Genomic DNA, 18,428 nt, shown 5'->3' on the forward strand with positions numbered 1-18,428 from the left:
GTCACTCGGCTCCGTGGGTGGTGACGAAGGGCTGCACGAGGGGAGCGATGTCCTCGGGTACGGGGCGTCCGGCCGCAATCCGCTCGTGGGCGAAGTCGCTGAGCATTCGGGCGAGTTCGCGGTCGGCGCGGTCGTCGAGGCCGGCCACGCGGGCGAGCGGGATCTCGCAGAAGACACACTTCAGGACGGCCTGGCGGTACTCGTCCGCCGGGAGGTGGGCTGCCGCGTAGGGTCCGAGGGCAGCCTCGATCAGCGTGTTGTCGTTGCCGCGCAGGGTCTGCCGTACGAGGTCCAGGAACCGGCCGGTTCCGTCCCGGTCGAGTTGTGGCAACGCCCTCAGGACGGCCCGCTGTTCGGCGGGGTCGCCGTAGCGGTGCAGGGCTGTCACCTCGTCGACGAGGACCTGGTCGCGCAGGGTCAGCGCGGCCAGGAGCATGGTACGGGCGGCTTCGTCGACGGTCCGGCCGTCGGGCAGCGGGGCGCGTCCACAGTGGCGGCGGACAGCGGGGAAGAGGGTGCGGATGGTGGTGGGGGTGGAGGCGATTTCGGCCAGTGCGCTGTCGAGCCAGGCGCCGGCTTCGGGGGTGAGGTGGAAGGGGAGCTGGGCGGAATGCGACATGACACGGGTCCAGAAAGGGAGTTGGAGAGGCGAGGAGAGAGGAGAAGAGAATAGGGGGACCGGAGAATGGCAGAAATGCGATCGCAAAGGACTGGTAACTGAATGGCGGGTGGCCGCTCAGGAGGCGAGCAGACTCCGAGCCTCGGCCAGGCGCAGGAACTCCAGGGAGCTGCGGGCTATGTCGGGGGCGTCCAGGGCGCCGCCCTGGATCTCGACGGACACCAGACCACGATGTCCGAGGTCCGTCAGCGCCGCCAGTACCGGCGGGAAGTCGATCTCGCCCGCGCCGAACTCCAGATGCCGGTGGACATCGCGGACCATGTCCTCGATCTGGACGTTCAGGAGGTGCGGCGCGGCCAGGTCGACGCAGTCGAGCAGCGACGGCTCCTCCACGCAGTGGGCGTGTCCGATGTCGAGCGTGACACCCAACAGGTCGTGTCCGCCGAGCAGTTCACGCAACCGCAGACACTTCGCGACGGTGTCGACGAACATGTGCGGCTCGGGCTCGAAGGCCAGCGCCACCCCGTACGTCTCGGCCGTTTCCAGTGCCGTCCGGACGCCCACGGCGAGCCGCCGCCAGGCCTCCGTCTCCGGTATGTCGTCCGGGGCCGGTCCGCTGCACAACTGGACAGTGGGCGAACCGAGTTCGGCGGCGATGCGTACGGCGCGCAGCAGCAGGTCGACGCGGCGTTCCGGCTCACCCGACATCAGCGTCGGCTGGTGCTTGCCCCAGGGATCGAGGAAGTAGGGCGCCCCGGTCTCGACGGTCACGGTCAGGCCGAGCCGCGCCAACTGCGCCCGTAAACGCGTGACTTGACGGTCCAGGTCGTCGGCGTAGGGGTCTAGGTGGTTGTGGTCGAGGGTGAGGGCGACGCCGTCGTAGCCCAGGTCGGCGAGGATGCCGAGGACGTCGGAGAGGCGGTGGTGGGTGAACCCGTTGGTGCCGTAGCCGAATCTCAGGCCCATGGTCCGCCCTTCGTCACCTGGCTCACGGCATGGCCCATGGCCTGGCTCATGTGAGGGACACTCGTCTCGCCAGGCGCTGCGCCACCGGGTGCACGGCACCCAGGAGCGCGGCGGCGACGGGCGCTCCGGCGCGCGCCGTGAGCGCCGCCTGCAGGGGGACCATGGCGAGGATGCCCGCCCCCACCGCACGCCGTACGGAACTCGCGCGTGGATCGCGTACGGCACGCATTTGGGCGCGGCCGTACGTCCCGAGATAGGCGAGAACTCCCGCGGAGGCGACGGCGGTTCGGGCGACCGCCTCGCGGGACATCGCACGCCGGGGTGGCAGAGCCGCCGGGAGCACGGAGGGCAGCACCGTCGACAGCGCCGTGGCCGACGACACGGCCAGTGTCATGGCGGGCAGTCGCGCCGGCGCGCCGGAGATCTCGTGGCGGCTGAGGGCGGTGAGCGTGTACGTGTGCACGCCGGTGAGAAGTGCGGGGACGGCGCCGCGAGCGAGCGCGCCGGCCGTGCCACCCCCACGGGACCCGTGCGTCGGTGGGCTGCCGCCGCCCGCCACCGCGCCCACCAGCACATCGAGCGTACGCGCGCCCGCCATCGCCGCCGGACCGGCCGGGGTCGACTTCAACTTCAGGTCGTACGCCCATATCAGCGCCGTCAGCGGCAGCGCGACGGCGAGTCCGCGCCGGCCGCCCGACACCGCGGCGAGACCGAGGCCGACGCCGGTCAGTCCGGTGGCGACGGTCAGCGCGGTCCGACGCGGCACCCGGCCGGAGGGCACCGGTCGTCCGGGCCGCTCGACCGAGTCGACGGCCGCGTCAGCGTAGTCGTTGAGGGCCATGCCGGCCCAGTAGAGACAGACGGATGAGGCCATCGCGCCTGCCGTCCGGGGGCCGAGGGGACGGCCCGCCGCGGTCGCGCCCGCCAGGATGTCGCCAGGGACGCTGAGTGCGGCCGGGGCTCGGACGAGGCTCATCAGGTCGGAAAGTGGGGGTAGTTGAGACTTGGTGCTTTGCAGGGGTTGTCGGGAACCGGCGGGGGGAAATGATTTCCGGTCACTCATGACCCAATCATCACCGAAAACGTTTGAAAGCTAATGCTTTAAGTGATGTTGCTTCTTGTGAGGAACGTGACAACAAGACCTCATTGACAGGGCCCGCATTACTGAGTCATCGGCCCGGACTGCTCGGTTCACCGATCGAACCAGTTCCCGCCCTCGATACGACTGCCGCGCGCCCGCAGGCGGGCGGCCACGGCGGGTGCGGCGACGTACACCCAGGCGCGCACGGCGCCTCGGTCGGCACCGAGTGTCACCGGACGCGCCACCCGCTCGTAGAGGCTGCGCGGGTCGCCGGTCACGCACTCCTCCAACTCGTCCAGTACGGCGAGCAGTTCGTCGTACGCCTCCGGCAGAGCGGTGACCACTTCCCCGTGCACGACCCCGCCGGACTCCTCCACGGCGTACGGGTAACCGGGCCCGTCGTACAACACCGCGCCCGCCAGCCGAGCCAGCCGCTCCGACTGCGTACGGCCACGCAGGAAGTGGTCATGGTTGGGCTCGCCGGGGCGAAGGGTGCCGTAGACGAAGAAGGGGAGTCTCACCTGTCGTCTCTCATTCTTGAGCGCGGGTTCGTGGGCGGGTTCGTGGGCGGGTTCGTGGGCGGGTTCGTGGGGATGGGGAAACGATTCTCGCCATAAGTCGAGGTGAAGGTGCATTCGCTCTGGACACGACATGTCATGAACCCTTAAATCTGAGCGATCCCCGCCGCCTTCGCCCCCCCAAGGAGACCGATGACTTCCCGTCTCGCCACGGCCGGCGTGGCCGCCACCGCGGCGGCCCTGCTGGCCGCCGCGCTGTCCCCCGCCGCCGACGCGGCCGACAGACCGACCAGGGACACCGCGATCAAGAACGCGGGCACGGCACTCGTGGACCAGGCCGCGCACCTGGGCCTGACCGCCCTGCAGAGTACGAAGATCCGGGACGTCATCGTCGACATGGACGGCAGCCAGCACGTCCGTTACGACCGCACCTACCGACAACTTCCGGTCCTGGGCGGCGACTTCGTGGTCCACCTGGCTCCCGACGGCGCCTACCGCAGCGCGAGCCGCGCCACGACCCGCCCGATATCCCTGTCCACGATCAACCCGTCGGTGCCGGCCCCGAAAGCCGCCGACATGGCGACGGCGGCGCTGCGAGCGGCCAACCCGGGCGAGGCGCTGAAGAAGACAAAGTCCAAGCCGCAGCTGGTGGTTGACGCCCTGCACGGCGCCCCGAGGCTCGCGTGGCGGACGAACGCGGTGGCGCTGGACTCGGCCGGCAACCCGGTCGCCCGGACGGTCGTGACCGACGCCCGGACCGGCGCCCAGATCGACGCCTGGGACAGCATCGAGACGGCGGCGGGCGACGGCAAGTCCCTGTACGGCGGCACGGTCCCGTTGGAGACGACGGTCTCCGGATCGACGTACCAGCTGAAGGACCCGACGCGCGGCAACACGTACACGGGCGACGCCGAGAACGGCACCGACCTGTGCATCTTCGGCATCTGCATCATCCGCGCCCCCGCGACCCTGTTCACCGACACGGACAACCACTGGGGCACGGGCACAACGGCGGACCGGGCCTCTGCGGCGGTGGACGCGCAGTACGGCACCGACGAGACGTGGGACTACTTCAAGGACACGTTCGGGCGCAACGGCATCAGGGGCGACGGTGTCGGCTCGTACAACCGCGTGCACTACGGAAACAACTACAACAACGCCTTCTGGGACGACAGTTGCTTCTGCATGACGTACGGCGACGGCGACGGGACGACGTTCGGCCCGCTGGTCTCGCTGGACGTGGCGGGCCACGAGATGACCCACGGGGTGACGTCGGCGACGGCCGACCTGACCTACTCGGGCGAGCCGGGTGGCCTCAACGAGGCGACGTCGGACATCTTCGGAACGCTGGTTGAGTTCAACGCCCTCAACTCCACCGATGTCGGTGACTACTTGATCGGCGAGAAGATCGTCAGGTCGGGCTTCGGCCGGACGGCCCTCCGCTACATGGACCAGCCGTCGAGGGACAACAACTCGGCCAACTGCTGGAGTTCGGGCGTCGGGAACCTCGACGTCCACTACTCCTCGGGCGTGGCGAACCACTTCGCGTACCTCCTCGCGGAGGGCAGCGGCGCCAAGACGCTGAACGGCGTCAGCTACAACTCCCCCACGTGCAACGGCTCGACGGTCGCGGGCATCGGCCGGGACAAGCTGGGCGCGATCTGGTACCGCGCGCTGACGACATACATGACGTCGTCCACGAACTACGCGGGCGCGCGCACGGCCACGCTGAACGCGGCGCGGGATCTGTACGGGACGGGCAGCACGGAGTACGCGGCGGTGGCGGCTGCCTGGAGCGCGGTGTCGGTGGGCTGATAGGCCGAGGACCGACCTGCGGGGCCGAACAGGAGACGTGTGCCCGGTGGCCATCCCGGAAGGATCACCGGGACGGCCACCGGGTTTCGTGCTGACGAGGCAAAAAGGGATACGTTTGGTTGACCTTGGGCCTTAAGTTGAAACCTGCACGAACGCGTCCGCTGCGACCGAGGAGACGATGCCACATGTCCGAATCCGAACAGAGAATCGACACCATCGACACCTCGGTACCGCATTCCGCCCGAATCTGGAACTACTGGCTGGGCGGCAAGGACAACTACCCCGTGGACGAGGCGGCCGGCGACGCGTACACGGCCGTGTTCCCCGGCATCGTCACGATCGCGCGCAGCAGCCGCGCGTTCCTCGGCCGTACGATCCGCCATCTGGCCGGGGAGGCGGGCATCCGCCAGTTCCTGGACGTCGGCACGGGCCTGCCGACGGTGGACAACACGCACGAGGTGGCCCAGTCGGTCGCCCCCGACGCGCGCATCGTGTACGTGGACCACGACCCGCTGGTCCTGGCCCACGCCCGAGCCCTCCTCACGTCGACCCCCGAGGGCGCGACGGACTACGTGGACGCCGACCTGTACGACACGGAACGCATCCTCGGCGCTGCGGCCAGGACGCTCGACCTGAGCCGACCGACAGCCCTGATCCTGAGCGGCATCCTGGGCCACGTGCCGGACTACGAGGCGGCTCGCGGAATCGTCCGCAACCTGATGGCGGCCCTCCCGCCGGGCAGCTACCTCTCCCTGAACGAGGGCTCGCGCGGCACGGACCCCGAGTACGAGCGGGCGCAGGACGCGTACAACGAGACGGGCGCGGTGCCGTACTTCCTGCGGCCGGTGGAGCAGATCGAGGCGTACTTCGAGGGGCTCGAACTGGTGGCGCCGGGGGTGGTTTCAGTGCCGTTGTGGAGGCCGGAGACGAGCGCGTCCGGGGTGGCGGCGCCGGCTGTCGGTCAGCACGGGGGGCTGGGGCGGAAGCCCTGACCCACGACCCGTTACGGCGCGCCGAGAGTGGTTGTGGCCGCGGCTCGGCGCGCCGGAACAGTGAATGACGGGAGTCTGGTCTCAGCCCTGCTTGGGGGCAGCCTGCTGGACCACTTCGAAGGACCAGAGCGTCGATCCGGAGGCGGCGGGCTTGGGCTGCTCCCCGCCCGGGGACGCGGGACGGTGCGCCGACTGCATCGGGCCCGCCATCCAGGCCTGGAAGTCCTCCTCGCTGCGCCACCGCGTGTACACCAGGTAGCTGTCGGTGCCCTCGACGGGCCGAAGCAGCTCGAACCACTCGAACCCGTCCGACCCCTCGACGGCACCGGCCCGCGACGCGAACCGCTTCTCCAGAACCTCGCGCTGCTCTTCGGGAACCGTGAGTACGTTGATCTTTACGATGCTCATGAGGCCCATCTTGCCGCAGGGTGTCGCCGGCGGTCTCGCGCGGGGGCCGTGGCAGACACGGGGGCGGTGACAGGCGCGGGGTGCGGCTCCTGCCGGTTCGCCGCCTGATCTGCGCCGCGTACGACGTCCGGCTCGCACCATACGAGCTTGCCGACGGTCAGTTCGGTCACGCCCCAGCGGTCGGCGACGCCTGCGACGACCAGCAGCCCCCGCCCGAACATCTCGTCGGGCGCCGCCTTGCGTGGGCGCGGCAGTAACTCGCCCCGGGGGTCGGAGACGCTGACGCGAACGGCACGCTCGGTGAGCGCGAGTTCGACTCGGAAGAAACGGTCGCGGAGACACCCGTGCAGTACGGCGTTGCCACCGAGCTCGGAGACCAACAGAGCTGTGTCGGGGGCGAGTTCAGGGTGGCCCCAGTCGGTGAGGAGACGGTGGGCCCGGCGGCGGGCGAGGGTGACGCTTTCTTCGGGAATCACCACGTAATCTCCGACATCCAGTTCTCCTTCCGTCTGAGCATCCTCCGTGAAGGGCGTAGCGCAAGCCGTCAGGGATCTACTTCGGCGGGGCCCCGGCCATCAGGGCGGGGCCGGCGTCATGCCTTGTCCCTCCCCGACGCGCTCCTGTCCCCTCCCCCGCTACTCCGCCCTACAACTCCACCCGCCGACCCACCCCGATCTCCCCCGCCCCCTCCTCCGTCACCACCGCGAACACCCCACCCGGCACGCTCGGCAGCGCGGCCACCCGCGATGCGACGGCCAGGAGATCCGCCTCGGCGGCGCCGGTGACGAAGAAGACGTACGCCCCCTCGCACTGCTCCCCTTCGTCGTACTCCTCCCCCACCTCCAGATCGGCGAGGAAGTCCTCGATCCGGTCGATCCAGGGGAAGGCGTAGGAGGCCTCCGGAACGCCGGAGGCCTCCTCAAGGGGCACGTGGATCTCAACGATGGTGTCCATGACCGGCATTGTCGCTGGTCAGGCCCCGACACAACGCGGGCTCCCGCCCCTGTCCCTGTCCCGCACGCACTACCCCCCGTATGCCCGAACCGCCCGCCCCTCCCTCAACGTCCGCCCCCACCACACCACTTGACTCAGCATCGTCTTCGCCGCCGCGTCCGGCCCCGACGGATCCCGCAGCCGGCCCTCCTCGTCGAACGACGCCCCCGCGTTGTGGAACGACACCGTGTCCCGGACCGTCGTCGCGTGGAGTTCCGCGAAGACCTGGCGGAGGTGTTCGACCGCGCGCAGGCCTCCGGAGACGCCGCCGTACGAGACGAAGGCGACCGGTTTGGCCTGCCACTCCGTGTAGTGCCAGTCGATGAGGTTCTTGAGGCCGGCCGGGTAGGAGTGGTTGTACTCGGGGGTCAGGACGACGAAGGCGTCCGCCGACGCCAGCTTCGGGGTGATCGCCGCCAGCTCGGCCTTCGCCTCCGCGCCGGCCGCGAACGTCGTCGGGAGGGCGGTGTCCGCGACGTCCACGACGTCCGCCACCAGGTCGTCGTGGTCTCCGATCCGGTTCAGGAGCCAGTCGGCCACCACCGGGCCGAAACGGCCCTCACGGTTGCTGCCGACGACCACGGTCACGCGCACGGGCTCGATGGGCTCGACAGATTCGGTGTTTGTCTGCATGCGGCACAGCCTCGTACCTCAAGCTTTCTTGAGGTCAAGCCCGCATCCGCCTCCGTCCCGGTCACCCGTTCACACCCCCGACCTCCGCCCATCGGGTTCTCTTTCGCGACACACCCACAGTACGGCGATGACCTGCCGGAATGTCGAAGCGCGGGTCGTTTCCGGTCGCCCCGCGCCACCCGTTCATCGCAATTCTGACGGGCCCTCAGGGAGCGCTCCCCGCCCCCTGCCACTTACCTCGATAGCAGACCACCTCGTTCGCAAGCTCTCGGAGGAGCAAGCCCGATGCGACGTACCGCCGCCGCCCGTCTGCTGACCGGTACCGCGCTCGCCGTCGCCTTCGTGGGACCGGCAGCCGTCGCCGCGCACGCGGGCACCGGCGGTGCGCTGGAGGTCTACCCGAAGACCGTCACCCCCGGCACCCAGGTCACCGTCGACACCACGGCCTGCGGAGCTGGCGGTACCGCCGCCGGTGACGCCAGTGCGGTGGGCGCCGGGGCCTTCGTCCTCGCGCCGGGTACGCACAAGGAGGTCGCCGTCGGGCAGTTCCGGGTGCCGCCGGGCGCGCAGCCGGGGACGTACGAGATCGTCGCCCGGTGCGATGGGCAGGCGGGTGAGCGGAGGGTCAGTGGTGATCTTGTCGTCACGCTCACCTCGACCCGGCCGCCCGTGCATCCCAGGGGGAGTGTGAAGACGGGGGTCGGTGGCGCGCTCGGTCCCGACCCCGTACAGACCGCGGCCGGCGTGGCGGCCCTCGCCGTCGCCGCCGCGGGCGGTACCTGGCTCCTGCATCGCCGGGCGAGAGGCGACGGGATCTGACGGACACCCTCCGCCGTCCGTCCGCCGGTACCGCATGTCCCCCTCCCCTCCGGGCCCGACGCCCCTCACGGCCCGGAGGGGGGCCGGGGTGAACAGCAGAGCGAACGTCAGGGTGAAACACCGGGGTGGAACCAGGGGCATCCAGGAGGCCCACGTGCGCAGATTCGCCAACCTCGCCATAGCCGCCCTCACCGTCGCCGCCCTCTTCTCCGGGGCCTGGCTGGTGCGCAGCGGCGGCGAGACGCATGCCCCGCCACAACCGTCCGCCGCCCAGGCCCGTGCGGAGTCCACCCACCCGGGGTCCACCCGCCCCGAGTCCGCCGTACCGGAGTCCCCCGCGCTCCCGCCCTCCCCGCCCCTCCGCATCCGCATCCCCGCCATCCGCGTGGACGCCCCGCTGATGGGCCTCGGCCTCACCTCCACCGGCAGTCTGGACGTACCGCCCGCCGAGCGCGAGGACCTCGCCGGCTGGTACGAGGCCGGCACCGCCCCCGGCGAGACGGGCACCGCGATCGTCGCCGGGCATGTCGACAACGCCGACGGACCCTCCGTCTTCTACCGCCTCGGCGCCCTGAAGAAGGGCAGCGGGATAGAGGTCGAGCGGCGTGACGGGAGCACCGCGCTCTTCACCGTCTACGCCGTCGAGGTGTACGACAGGGACCACTTCCCGGACGAGAAGGTGTACGGCGCCGCGTCCCGGCCCGAGCTGCGCGTCATCACCTGCGGCGGCGGATACTCACCCCGGACGGGGTACGAGGCAAACGTCGTCGTCTTCGCCCATCTGACCGGCAGCAGCAGCGACAGCAGTCGCTGAGCCCCTCCCCCGCCTACGCGACCCACTGCTGATACGCCAGATTCGCCACCAGTGTGAACACCACCACCAGCAGGACCACCCGTACGAACCCGCTCCCCTTCTTCAGCGCCGTACGCGCCCCCACCATCCCGCCGACCAGGTTGAACGCGGCCAGCAGCGCGCCCAGCCGCCAGTACACCGTGCCCTGCCAGGCGAAGATCGCGAGGGCGCCCGCGATGGGGGTCCCCCCGCTCGAGCGAAGCCGAGAGTGGGGGAGCAGCAGTTGACGATCTTGGCCGTGGCGGAAGCGGTCACCAGGTCCAGGTGGAGCAGTGCGGTGAGCGCGAGGACGAGGAACGTGCCTGTGCCGGGGCCGACGAGGCCGTCGTAGAAGCCGATGCCCAGGCCCGCGAGTCCTATCGCGGCGAGGACGCGGCGCGCGGGGACCGGGGTGGTCGCCGGGGCCGTACCGAAGGCGGGCTTGAAGATCACGAAGGCGCCGACGCCGAGCAGGACGACCATGATGACCGGCTTCAGGGTGTCCGTGCTCATGCCGGCCGCCACGAACGCCCCGGCCGTCGACCCGGCGACCGCCGCCAGCCCGATGCGTACCGCCACGCCCACGTCCACCGGCGCCTTGCGTGTGTACGTCACGGCCGCGCCCGTGGTGCCGACGATCGCCATGGCCTTGTTGGTGCCGAGCGCGTACTGCGCCGCCGACGACGTGTCCGGCAGCCCCAGCAGGAGTACGGGCATCATGAGCAGGCCGCCGCCACCCACGACCGCGTCGATCCAGCCTGCCGCGAGGGCGGCGACGCAGAGGGCGATGATCAGGGGCAGCGCTATGTCGGGCATGATGGCGAGCTATGGAAGGGATAGGTGTGGGCACCATGGATTTTCGGAAGATTGAGGATCTTCAGAGGTTGCGCACCCCACGGCGGTAGCGGTCGAGCCCCTCTCGGCCGTAACGTCATGCACCCCCATGGCCGTAACGTGCGTGCATGCGTGCACCCAAAGGCCGTGACGTTCATGCACCTCACAGCCGCCCGCCTCGCCCCTCCCGAACCCTCACACCCACTCCGGGCCCCCGCTGAGGGAAGCGTGCCCCCCGGGAAACAGACGTGATGCGGTCGGGTAACACCGGCAACGCACGCTGCAGTACATGACCTCGAATGCGCGTGTGGTGGTGATCGGCGCCGGGCTCGCGGGCGTACGGCTCGCCCGGCGGCTCGGTGAGCTCGGCCTGTCCGCCTCGGACGTCGTGCTCGTCGGCGAGGAGGAGCACCGCCCGTACAACAGGGTGCTGCTCGCCGAGGTCCTCGCCGGGCGGTACGCCCCCGAGGTGATCGCCCTGCCGACGCCGGACCGTCTGGTCCGCGCCCGGGCCGAGCACATCGACCGCGCCGACCGGACCGTGCACTGCTCCGACGGGACCTCGATCGCATACGACACGCTGGTGCTGGCGACGGGCTCCAACCCCGTACTCCCGCCCCTGCGCGGGCTGTTCACCCCGGACCACGAACTCCCGGAAGGCGTCCACGCGTTCCGCACCATGGACGACTGTCTGGGCCTGTCCAAGGCGGTACGTCCGGGGGCGCGGGCCGTCGTCATCGGTGGCGGGCTCCTCGGTGTGTCCGCCGCCCGCGCACTCGCCGTGCGCGGCGCACAGGTCGTTCTCGCCCAGCAGGCCGAGCGGCTGATGGAACGTCAGCTGGACCCGGGCGCCTCGAAGTTGGTGCTGCGGCACCTCAAGGAGCTGGGCGTCGAGGTGCACACCGAGTGCCGGGTGCGGGACGTGCGCTGTGTGGGCGGCAGGGTCCGGTCGGTCGAGATGGCCGACCACTACACCCTCGACGCCGATCTCGTCGTACTGGCCTGCGGTGTCCACCCCCGTGTGGGGCTCGCGCGCGACGCGGGGCTCGCCGTGCACAAGGGCATCCTCGTCGACGACGAACTCCGCACCTCCGACCCGCACGTCCGGGCCCTCGGAGACTGCGCCCAGCACCAGGGGACGATCTACGGCCTGGCCACCCCCGCCCTCGAACAGGCCAATGTCCTGGCCGAGTTGCTCGCGGGCGACGCGGGCGGAGCCGGCGACACGGGCGCCCGGTACACCGGCACCCGTGCCCTCACCCGTCTCACCCTCACCGACTTCACCGCCGACACCGGCAACCCCTTCGATCTCGCCGCCTTCGGCGAGCCGACCCCCCGCCCCGGCGACGACGTCATCCAGCTCGCCGACGCCACCCGGGGCACGTATCGCAAGGTCGTCGTCCGCGACGACCGGCTGGTCGGCGGAGTGCTCGTCGGCGAACTCGGCACCGTCGGCGCGCTCGCGCGCGCCTGGGAGGGAGCAGAGCCGCTCCCCTCCGACGGCGGCCCGTTGCTCCACCTGCTCACCAACGATGGAGGCTCCTAATGACCGCCACTGATGGGGCCACCCCCACGATCGTCCTCGTCGGCCACGGCATGGTCGGCCAGCGCTTCCTCGAAGCACTCGCCGAGCGCGGCCTGACCGCGGCGCACCGCGTGGTCGTGCTCTGCGAGGAGCCGCGTCCGGCGTACGACCGCGTGGCGCTCACCTCGTACTTCTCGGGCAAGACGCCCGAGGACCTCTCGATGACCGACATGGCGTTCATCGAGAAGGAGGGCATCGAGCTGTACGTCGGTGACCCGGCGGAGACCATCGACCGCGAGGCGAAGCGGGTGACCGCCCGCTCGGGAATGGTCGTCGACTACGACATCCTCGTCCTCGCCACCGGCTCCTACCCCTTCGTGCCGCCGGTTCCCAACAAGGACGCCAAGGGCTGCTTCGTCTACCGCACCATCGAGGACCTCCTCGCCATCGAGGAGTACGCGAGCACCCGTACGACGGGTGCCGTGGTCGGCGGCGGTCTGCTCGGACTTGAGGCGGCCGGTGCTCTCAAGGGCCTCGGACTCACCTCCCACATCGTCGAGTTCGCGCCGCGGCTGATGCCGGTGCAGGTCGACGACGGCGGCGGCGCGGCGCTGTTGCGCACCATCGAGGAGATGGGTCTGGCCGTCCACACGGGCGTCGGCACCCAGGAGATCGTCGTCGGCGAGGACGGCTCGGTCACCGGCATGAAGCTGTCCGACGGTTCCGAGCTCGCCACCGACCTGGTGGTGTTCAGCGCCGGTGTCCGCCCCCGCGACCAGCTCGCCCGCGACTGCGGACTGACGGTCGGCGAGCGCGGCGGCATCGCGGTCGACGAGCAGTGCCGTACGGTCGACGACCCGCACGTGTTCGCGATCGGCGAGTGCGCGCTGGCCTCCGACGGCCGGGTGTACGGCCTGGTCGCCCCGGGTTACGAGCAGGCTGAGACGGCCGCCGCGACCATCGCCGCCGACGAGAGCGAGCAGCTGTCGTTCACCGGCGCAGACCTCTCCACCAAGCTGAAGCTGCTCGGCGTCGACGTGGCGTCCTTCGGCGACGCGCACGGCACCGCCGAGGACTGCCTGGACGTCGTCTACTCCGACTCCCGCTCGGGCCTGTACAAGAAGCTCGTCATCGGGCGGGACGGCACGCTGCTCGGCGGCATCCTCGTCGGCGACGCGGAGGCCTACGGCACACTGCGCGCGTTCACCGGCACGGTCCCGCCGGTCTCCCCCGAGTCGCTGGTCCTCCCGGCCGGCGCCGACGGCCCGGCCCAGCTCGGCCCGACCGCGCTGCCGGACGACGCGATCATCTGCTCCTGCAACAACGTCCGCAAGGGCACGATCCGCGAAGCCGTCACCGAGCACAACTGCACCACCGTGCCCGAGGTGAAGAAGTGCACCAAGGCCGGTACGACGTGCGGCAGTTGCGTCAAGGTCCTCGGCCAGCTCGTCACCGCCGAGCTGGAGGCGAGCGGTGTCGTCGTCGACAAGGGCCTGTGCGGCTGCTTCTCACAGACCCGCGAGGAGCTGTACGAGATCGTCCTCGCCCTGCGCATCAACACCTACCAGGACCTGCTCGACCGCTACGGCCGCGACGGCGCCAGGGGCGGTGACGGCTGCGACGTCTGCAAGCCGGCGGTCGCCTCGATCATCGCCTCCCTCGCCCCGACCATCGGCGCGAGCGGCTACGTCCTCGACGGCGAGCAGGCGGCGCTGCAGGAGACCAACGACCACTTCCTCGCCAACCTGCAGAAGAACGGCTCGTACTCGGTCGTCCCGCGTATCCCCGGCGGTGAGATCACCCCCGAGGGGCTGATCGTCATCGGTGAGATCGCCCGCGACTTCGGCCTCTACACGAAGATCACCGGTGGTCAGCGAATCGACATGTTCGGTGCACGAGTGGAACAACTCCCGCTGATCTGGACACGGTTGGTGGATGCCGGCTTCGAGTCCGGTCACGCCTACGGCAAGTCCCTCCGTACGGTGAAGTCCTGTGTGGGCCAGACCTGGTGCCGTTACGGCGTCCAGGACTCCGTCCGGATGGCGATCGACCTGGAGCTGCGCTACCGGGGGCTGCGGTCGCCCCACAAGCTGAAGTCGGCGGTGTCGGGCTGTGCCCGCGAGTGCGCCGAGGCCCAGTCCAAGGACTTCGGCATCATCGCCACCTCGGGAGGCTGGAACCTGTACGTCGGCGGCAACGGCGGCGCGACCCCGCGCCACGCGGACCTGCTGGCCCAGGACCTGAACGACGCCGAACTGATCAGGCTGATCGACCGTTTCCTGATGTTCTACATCCGCACGGCGGACCGTCTGGAGCGCACGTCGACCTGGCTGGAGCGGATCCCCGGCGGCCTGGACCACGTACGTGACGTGGTCGTGGAGGACTCCCTCGGCATCTGCGAGGAGCTGGAGTCGCTGATGACCGCGCATGTCGCCCACTACCGCGACGAGTGGGCCGACACCATCAACGACCCCGAGAAGCTCGCCCGGTTCGTGTCCTTCGTGAACGCGCCGGACACCCCCGACCCGGTCGTCGGCTTCGTCCCCGAGCGCGACCAGATCAAGCCCGACCTGCCGCTGCTGTCCATCGGCCTGCGCCCCGCCGATGACGTCCTGGAAGGAAGTGCCCAGCGATGACCCTGGCACCCGAGACGACCGACCTGAAGGTCCAACTGCGCATCGACAACAGCGTCGACAGCTGGTTCACGGTCTGTGACCTGAACCTCCTGCTGCCGGGCCGTGGCGTGGCGGCCCTGCTGCCGGACGGCCGGCAGGCGGCCGTCTTCCGCGACCGCGCGGGCAGCCTGTACGCCATCGACAACCGCGACCCGTTCGGCGGGGCGGCGGTCCTCTCCCGCGGCCTGACCGGCACCCACCAGGGCCGCCCGTACGTCGCCTCCCCGCTCCTGAAGCAGCGCTTCGACCTGGAGTCGGGCCGCTGCCTCGACGACGAGACGGTGGCTGTGACGGTGTACGAGGTGCGCGCCGCCGCCTGACGAACCCCACTGCTGATCGTGAGCGCCCGCCCCAGCCACCGGCCGGGGCGGGCGCTCACCGCTTCAGCTCCTCGTACGTCACCCCGGTGAGCTCCTCGGAGGCGGCCCAAAGGCGTTCCCCCGCACGGTCGTCGAGTGTCCAGGACGCCCGCCAGGACTTCGCGGGCGAGCCGCGCCAGCCCAGGACCCTGGGGCCGATGAACGCGTCGGGCCGTACGCCGGGTGCGGTGGCCGCGTACAGCGTGGGCAGGGCGCCCGCGTCGGCGGACTGGGCGAAGTACCGGTTGCCGATCTCCATGAACCGCTCGGCGCCCCTGTGGCCCTGCATCCTGGGCGCGGCCGTCTGGAGGTTGGTGGCGGCGTACCCGGGGTGCGCGGCGGCGGCCACGAGGTCGGAGCCGGCTGCGGCCAGCCTGCGCGCCAGCTCGTGCGTGAAAAGCAGGTTGGCCGTCTTGGAACGCCCGTACGCGATCCAACGCCGGTAGTTCCGCTCGCTGTTGAGGTCGTCGATGTCGATGTTGGCGAAGGCGTGGGTACCGCTGGAGAGGTTCACGATCCGGGCGCCGGGCGTACCGGTCAGCGCCGGGAACAGCAGCCCGGTGAGCGCGAAGTGCCCGAGGTGGTTGACCCCGAACTGCGTCTCGAACCCGTCCACCGTCGTCCCGTACGGCAACGCCATCACGCCCGCGTTGTTGACGAGAAGGTCGATCCGCTCGTACGGAAGCTCAGCCACGAACTCCCGTACGGAGCTCAGGTCTCCGAGGTCCAGCCGCCAGAACTCGGCGATGCCGTCCGGCACTTCGCCCAGCAGCCGCCCGACCGCCTCGTTCCCGCGCGCCTCACTCCGGCACGCGAGCACGACCCGCGCCCCCGCGCGCGCCAACTCCCGCGCGGTGACGTACCCGAGCCCACTGTTGGCACCGGTGACGACGGCGGTACGGCCGCTCTGATCGGGGATGTCCTGCGCGTTCCAGCCCGACATGTCCGGGTTACCTCCATTGGCAGGTCTGGCGGACCTGGTGGGCCCAGGTTCGTGTCCCCAGACTGCGCCGGAAGGGCCACGATGGCCAGTTTCCACGCCCCGTTTCGGCTGCCTCTGCTGAAACCCGTGGCAGTACGGCCGCGGCCCGTTTCAGCGCTTGCGCCCCACCCCGCAGTAGGCGTCGACAGCCGAGGCAAGGCCGGCCGATCCGGGGCCGGGGCGCCACTCGGGCACCTGGACGACGCCCGGGTCCACCAGGTCGAGGCCGTCGAAGAAGCCGGCGATCTCGCTGATGCTCCGCACGTAGTACGGCACGGCGCCGCTCGCGTTGTACGCCTCCGACGCGGCGATCATGCCCTCGCTGGTGGCGGTGCTGTCGCTGATCACCAGGTGGCTCCCCGACGGCAGGCCCGCCATCAGCCGGCCCACCAGGTCACGCGCCTGGTCGTGGTCGGCGACATGGCCGAGCGTGTTGAGGATCATCAGGGCGACCGGCCGGGAGAGGTCCAGCGTGTCGGCCGCCGCTTCGAGGATCGTCTCGGGGGCGTACAGGTCGGCGTTCAGATAGACGGTCCGGCCCTCGGGGGTGCTGCCGAGCAGGGCGTCCGCGTGGGCCAGCACGATGGGGTCGTTGTCGACGTACACGATCCGGGCGTCCGGGGCGGCGCGCTGCGCGACCTCGTGGGTGTTGTCGGCGGTCGGCAGGCCGGTGCCGACGTCCAGGAACTGACGTACACCCTGCTCGTCTGCCAGGTAGCGGACGGCGCGTCCCAGGAAGTGGCGGCTGGTGACGGCCACGTCGACGAGACCCGGGAAGATCTCCTTGATGTGGTCCCCGATCTCCCGGTCGACCTCGTAGTTGTCCTTGCCGCCGACGAAGTAGTTCCAGAAGCGGGCGGAGTGCGGCTTGGAGGTGTCGATACGGGTGCGCGCGCGGGCGCCGGTACCGGACGAGGTGATGGGGTCGTCGTCTGACACGGCAGAGCCTCCTGCGTTTCGGTGCTGGTCATCACGTACCAACCTAGGTCAACTCGCTGTCAGCGCAGTGTGGTTGCGCTGGTCCAGGCTCGGGCACCGGAGGATTCCGGCCATCACCAACGGCCACCGGGGAGTCGCGATGCGTACATGACAATTCCATTCTGCCGCCCTAGGGTCCCTGACGTCACGGCACGTCACGCCCCCCCTTGGAGCGAGAGTGGACGCACGAGCGAACGCACACGTGGAACGCCGCACCCTCCTGCGCGCCGCCGTCATCGGCGGCTCGGCGGCCGTCCTCGGCGGCACCCTGTGGCGCGGCGCCGCCCACGCGGCCCCCGCCCAGCCGGGCACGGGCCCGTACGGAGCCCTCGCCGCGCCCGACGCCAACGGCATCAGGCTCCCCGCCGGCTTCACCAGCCGGGTCGTCGCCCGCTCGGGCCGGACGGTCACCGGAACGTCGTACACCTGGCACAACGCTCCTGACGGCGGGGCCTGTTACGCCGACGGCGCGGGCTGGATCTATGTCTCCAACTCGGAGACCAACCCGTCGGGCGGCGCGAGCGCGGTCAGGTTCTCGTCGACGGGCGCGGTCACCTCCGCGTACCGCATCCTGTCGGGCACGCGCCAGAACTGCGCGGGCGGACCCACCCCGTGGAACACCTGGCTGTCCTGCGAGGAGGTGTCGCTGGGGTACGTCTACGAGGCCGACCCCTGGGGCGCCGACGCGGCGACGCAGCGCCCGGCGATGGGCCGCTTCAAGCACGAGGCGGCAGCGGCGGACCCGGTCCGCGAGGTCGTCTACCTGACCGAGGACGAGACGAACGGCCGCTTCTACCGCTTCGTCCCCACGACTTGGGGCAACCTGTCGTCCGGCACCCTCCAGGTCCTGGTGGCCGGAACGGCGACCTCGGGCTCGTACACCTGGGCGACGGTCCCGGACCCGGACGGCTCCCCGACGACCACCCGCACCCAGGTCTCCGGCTCGAAGTCCTTCAACGGCGGCGAGGGTTGTCACTACGCCGACGACAAGGTCTGGTTCACGACGAAGGGCGACAACAGGGTCTGGCAGCTCAACCTGCTGGCGAACACATACGAGTTGGCGTACGACGACTCCCTCGTCACCTCGGGCACGGCCCCGCTGACCGGCGTCGACAACATCACCGGTACGTCGTCGGGCGACCTGTTCGTGGCGGAGGACGGCGGCACCATGGAGATCTGCGTGATCACGCCGGACGACGTGATCGCCCCGTTCCTGCGCGTCGACGGCCAGTCGGCCTCGGAGATCACGGGCCCGGCGTTCTCGCCGAACGGCAGCCGCCTGTACTTCTCCAGCCAGCGGGGCACGAGCGGCAGCTCCTCGGGCGGCATCACGTACGAGGTGACGGGCCCGTTCCGCTCATAGGCACCGCCGCCGTACGTCCGCACTGCGCACCGGCGT

At 70.5% G+C, this 18,428-nt stretch carries 18 protein-coding genes and 1 pseudogene; 8 read left to right on the top strand and 11 right to left on the bottom strand.

The genetic code is table 11. The annotated features are described in order from the left end of the window. Window position 1: 1 nt before the first annotated feature. From RB628_RS18905 to RB628_RS18920, 4 genes are all read right to left on the bottom strand, one after another. The gene (locus RB628_RS18905) at window positions 2–619 is read right to left on the bottom strand and encodes an EboA domain-containing protein (RefSeq protein WP_318321653.1); all 618 of its coding nucleotides are present in this window, start codon (window positions 617–619) and stop codon (window positions 2–4) included. Between the two features lie 117 nt (window positions 620–736). Then, a complete protein-coding gene (locus tag RB628_RS18910) occupies window positions 737–1,585 on the bottom strand; it encodes a sugar phosphate isomerase/epimerase family protein (protein ID WP_318321654.1) in 849 nt (282 codons plus the stop codon). A 46-nt stretch (window positions 1,586–1,631) separates the two neighbouring features. Then, the gene (locus tag RB628_RS18915) at window positions 1,632–2,561 is read right to left on the bottom strand and encodes an SCO3242 family prenyltransferase (RefSeq protein ID WP_318321655.1); all 930 of its coding nucleotides are present in this window, start codon (window positions 2,559–2,561) and stop codon (window positions 1,632–1,634) included. A gap of 215 nt (window positions 2,562–2,776) precedes the next feature. Beyond that, entirely contained in the window at window positions 2,777–3,187 is a 411-nt protein-coding gene (locus tag RB628_RS18920) for a gamma-glutamylcyclotransferase family protein (RefSeq protein ID WP_318321656.1), read from the bottom strand. A gap of 189 nt (window positions 3,188–3,376) precedes the next feature. Between RB628_RS18920 and RB628_RS18925 the strand changes: the two genes are divergently transcribed. Next, window positions 3,377–4,999 carry a M4 family metallopeptidase gene (locus RB628_RS18925; RefSeq protein WP_318321657.1) on the top strand — a complete coding sequence of 541 codons (1,623 nt, stop codon included), beginning with the start codon at window positions 3,377–3,379 and terminating at the stop codon, window positions 4,997–4,999. A 185-nt stretch (window positions 5,000–5,184) separates the two neighbouring features. Then, window positions 5,185–5,991 (top strand): SAM-dependent methyltransferase, encoded by an 807-nt coding sequence (locus tag RB628_RS18930; RefSeq protein WP_318321658.1) that lies wholly within the window; start codon window positions 5,185–5,187, stop codon window positions 5,989–5,991. A gap of 81 nt (window positions 5,992–6,072) precedes the next feature. Here the strand turns inward: RB628_RS18930 and RB628_RS18935 are convergent, their stop codons facing one another. The 4 genes from RB628_RS18935 to RB628_RS18950 form a co-directional block, all read right to left on the bottom strand. Continuing rightward, complete coding sequence (locus RB628_RS18935) at window positions 6,073–6,399, bottom strand: antibiotic biosynthesis monooxygenase family protein (RefSeq protein WP_318321659.1); 327 nt, start codon at window positions 6,397–6,399, stop codon at window positions 6,073–6,075. After that, complete coding sequence (locus RB628_RS18940) at window positions 6,396–6,878, bottom strand: ATP-binding protein (RefSeq protein ID WP_318321660.1); 483 nt, start codon at window positions 6,876–6,878, stop codon at window positions 6,396–6,398. The genes RB628_RS18935 and RB628_RS18940 overlap by 4 nt, the downstream gene beginning before the upstream one ends. Window positions 6,879–7,044: 166 nt before the next feature. After that, entirely contained in the window at window positions 7,045–7,353 is a 309-nt protein-coding gene (locus RB628_RS18945; protein WP_318321661.1) for a hypothetical protein, read from the bottom strand. A 69-nt stretch (window positions 7,354–7,422) separates the two neighbouring features. Beyond that, the gene (locus tag RB628_RS18950; RefSeq protein WP_318321662.1) at window positions 7,423–8,025 is read right to left on the bottom strand and encodes an NAD(P)H-dependent oxidoreductase; all 603 of its coding nucleotides are present in this window, start codon (window positions 8,023–8,025) and stop codon (window positions 7,423–7,425) included. A gap of 285 nt (window positions 8,026–8,310) precedes the next feature. Between RB628_RS18950 and RB628_RS18955 the strand changes: the two genes are divergently transcribed. Further along, window positions 8,311–8,844, top strand: a complete 534-nt coding sequence (locus RB628_RS18955; RefSeq protein WP_318321663.1) for a hypothetical protein — start codon at window positions 8,311–8,313, stop codon at window positions 8,842–8,844. 154 nt (window positions 8,845–8,998) lie between these two features. Next, entirely contained in the window at window positions 8,999–9,658 is a 660-nt protein-coding gene (locus RB628_RS18960; RefSeq protein WP_318321664.1) for a class F sortase, read from the top strand. 13 nt (window positions 9,659–9,671) lie between these two features. Here RB628_RS18960 and RB628_RS18965 read toward each other — a convergent pair. Further along, a pseudogene (locus RB628_RS18965) lies at window positions 9,672–10,492 on the bottom strand (sulfite exporter TauE/SafE family protein). A gap of 307 nt (window positions 10,493–10,799) precedes the next feature. Between RB628_RS18965 and RB628_RS18970 the strand changes: the two are divergent. The 3 genes from RB628_RS18970 to nirD are packed head-to-tail and all read left to right on the top strand — an operon-like array spanning window position 10,800 to window position 15,030. Next, window positions 10,800–12,056: an NAD(P)/FAD-dependent oxidoreductase gene (locus tag RB628_RS18970; RefSeq protein ID WP_318321665.1), complete on the top strand. Its 1,257-nt coding sequence runs from the start codon at window positions 10,800–10,802 to the stop codon at window positions 12,054–12,056. After that, window positions 12,056–14,671 carry a nitrite reductase large subunit NirB gene (nirB, locus tag RB628_RS18975; RefSeq protein ID WP_318321666.1) on the top strand — a complete coding sequence of 872 codons (2,616 nt, stop codon included), beginning with the start codon at window positions 12,056–12,058 and terminating at the stop codon, window positions 14,669–14,671. Before RB628_RS18970 ends, nirB begins: the two co-directional genes overlap by 1 nt. After that, window positions 14,668–15,030, top strand: a complete 363-nt coding sequence (gene nirD / locus RB628_RS18980; RefSeq protein WP_318321667.1) for a nitrite reductase small subunit NirD — start codon at window positions 14,668–14,670, stop codon at window positions 15,028–15,030. Before nirB ends, nirD begins: the two co-directional genes overlap by 4 nt. Window positions 15,031–15,085: 55 nt before the next feature. On the opposite strand, the gene RB628_RS18985 is transcribed toward nirD, so the two are convergent. Beyond that, on the bottom strand, window positions 15,086–16,012 hold the full coding sequence (locus RB628_RS18985; RefSeq protein ID WP_318321668.1) for an oxidoreductase: 927 nt from the start codon (window positions 16,010–16,012) through the stop codon (window positions 15,086–15,088). A gap of 150 nt (window positions 16,013–16,162) precedes the next feature. Next, entirely contained in the window at window positions 16,163–16,990 is an 828-nt protein-coding gene (locus RB628_RS18990) for an SAM-dependent methyltransferase (RefSeq protein ID WP_318321669.1), read from the bottom strand. A 241-nt stretch (window positions 16,991–17,231) separates the two neighbouring features. On the opposite strand from RB628_RS18990, the gene RB628_RS18995 reads away from it, so the two are divergent. Beyond that, a complete protein-coding gene (locus RB628_RS18995) occupies window positions 17,232–18,392 on the top strand; it encodes an alkaline phosphatase PhoX (protein WP_318321700.1) in 1,161 nt (386 codons plus the stop codon). The last annotated feature ends 36 nt before the right edge of the window (window positions 18,393–18,428 follow it).

The organism is Streptomyces sp. ADMS (assembly GCF_033441795.1).
GTDB lineage: Bacteria > Actinomycetota > Actinomycetes > Streptomycetales > Streptomycetaceae > Streptomyces.

Excerpts from the sequence above, each read along its gene's own strand:
- RB628_RS18905 (WP_318321653.1), bottom strand. The coding sequence starts at position 619 with ATGTCGCATTCCGCCCAGCTCCCCTTCCACCTCACCCCCGAAGCCGGC.
- RB628_RS18910 (WP_318321654.1), bottom strand. The coding sequence starts at position 1,585 with ATGGGCCTGAGATTCGGCTACGGCACCAACGGGTTCACCCACCACCGC.
- RB628_RS18915 (WP_318321655.1), bottom strand. The coding sequence starts at position 2,561 with ATGAGCCTCGTCCGAGCCCCGGCCGCACTCAGCGTCCCTGGCGACATC.
- RB628_RS18925 (WP_318321657.1), top strand. The coding sequence starts at position 3,377 with ATGACTTCCCGTCTCGCCACGGCCGGCGTGGCCGCCACCGCGGCGGCC.
- RB628_RS18930 (WP_318321658.1), top strand. The coding sequence starts at position 5,185 with ATGTCCGAATCCGAACAGAGAATCGACACCATCGACACCTCGGTACCG.
- RB628_RS18935 (WP_318321659.1), bottom strand. The coding sequence starts at position 6,399 with ATGAGCATCGTAAAGATCAACGTACTCACGGTTCCCGAAGAGCAGCGC.
- RB628_RS18945 (WP_318321661.1), bottom strand. The coding sequence starts at position 7,353 with ATGGACACCATCGTTGAGATCCACGTGCCCCTTGAGGAGGCCTCCGGC.
- RB628_RS18950 (WP_318321662.1), bottom strand. The coding sequence starts at position 8,025 with ATGCAGACAAACACCGAATCTGTCGAGCCCATCGAGCCCGTGCGCGTG.
- RB628_RS18955 (WP_318321663.1), top strand. The coding sequence starts at position 8,311 with ATGCGACGTACCGCCGCCGCCCGTCTGCTGACCGGTACCGCGCTCGCC.
- RB628_RS18970 (WP_318321665.1), top strand. The coding sequence starts at position 10,800 with ATGACCTCGAATGCGCGTGTGGTGGTGATCGGCGCCGGGCTCGCGGGC.
- nirB (WP_318321666.1), top strand. The coding sequence starts at position 12,056 with ATGACCGCCACTGATGGGGCCACCCCCACGATCGTCCTCGTCGGCCAC.
- nirD (WP_318321667.1), top strand. The coding sequence starts at position 14,668 with ATGACCCTGGCACCCGAGACGACCGACCTGAAGGTCCAACTGCGCATC.
- RB628_RS18985 (WP_318321668.1), bottom strand. The coding sequence starts at position 16,012 with ATGTCGGGCTGGAACGCGCAGGACATCCCCGATCAGAGCGGCCGTACC.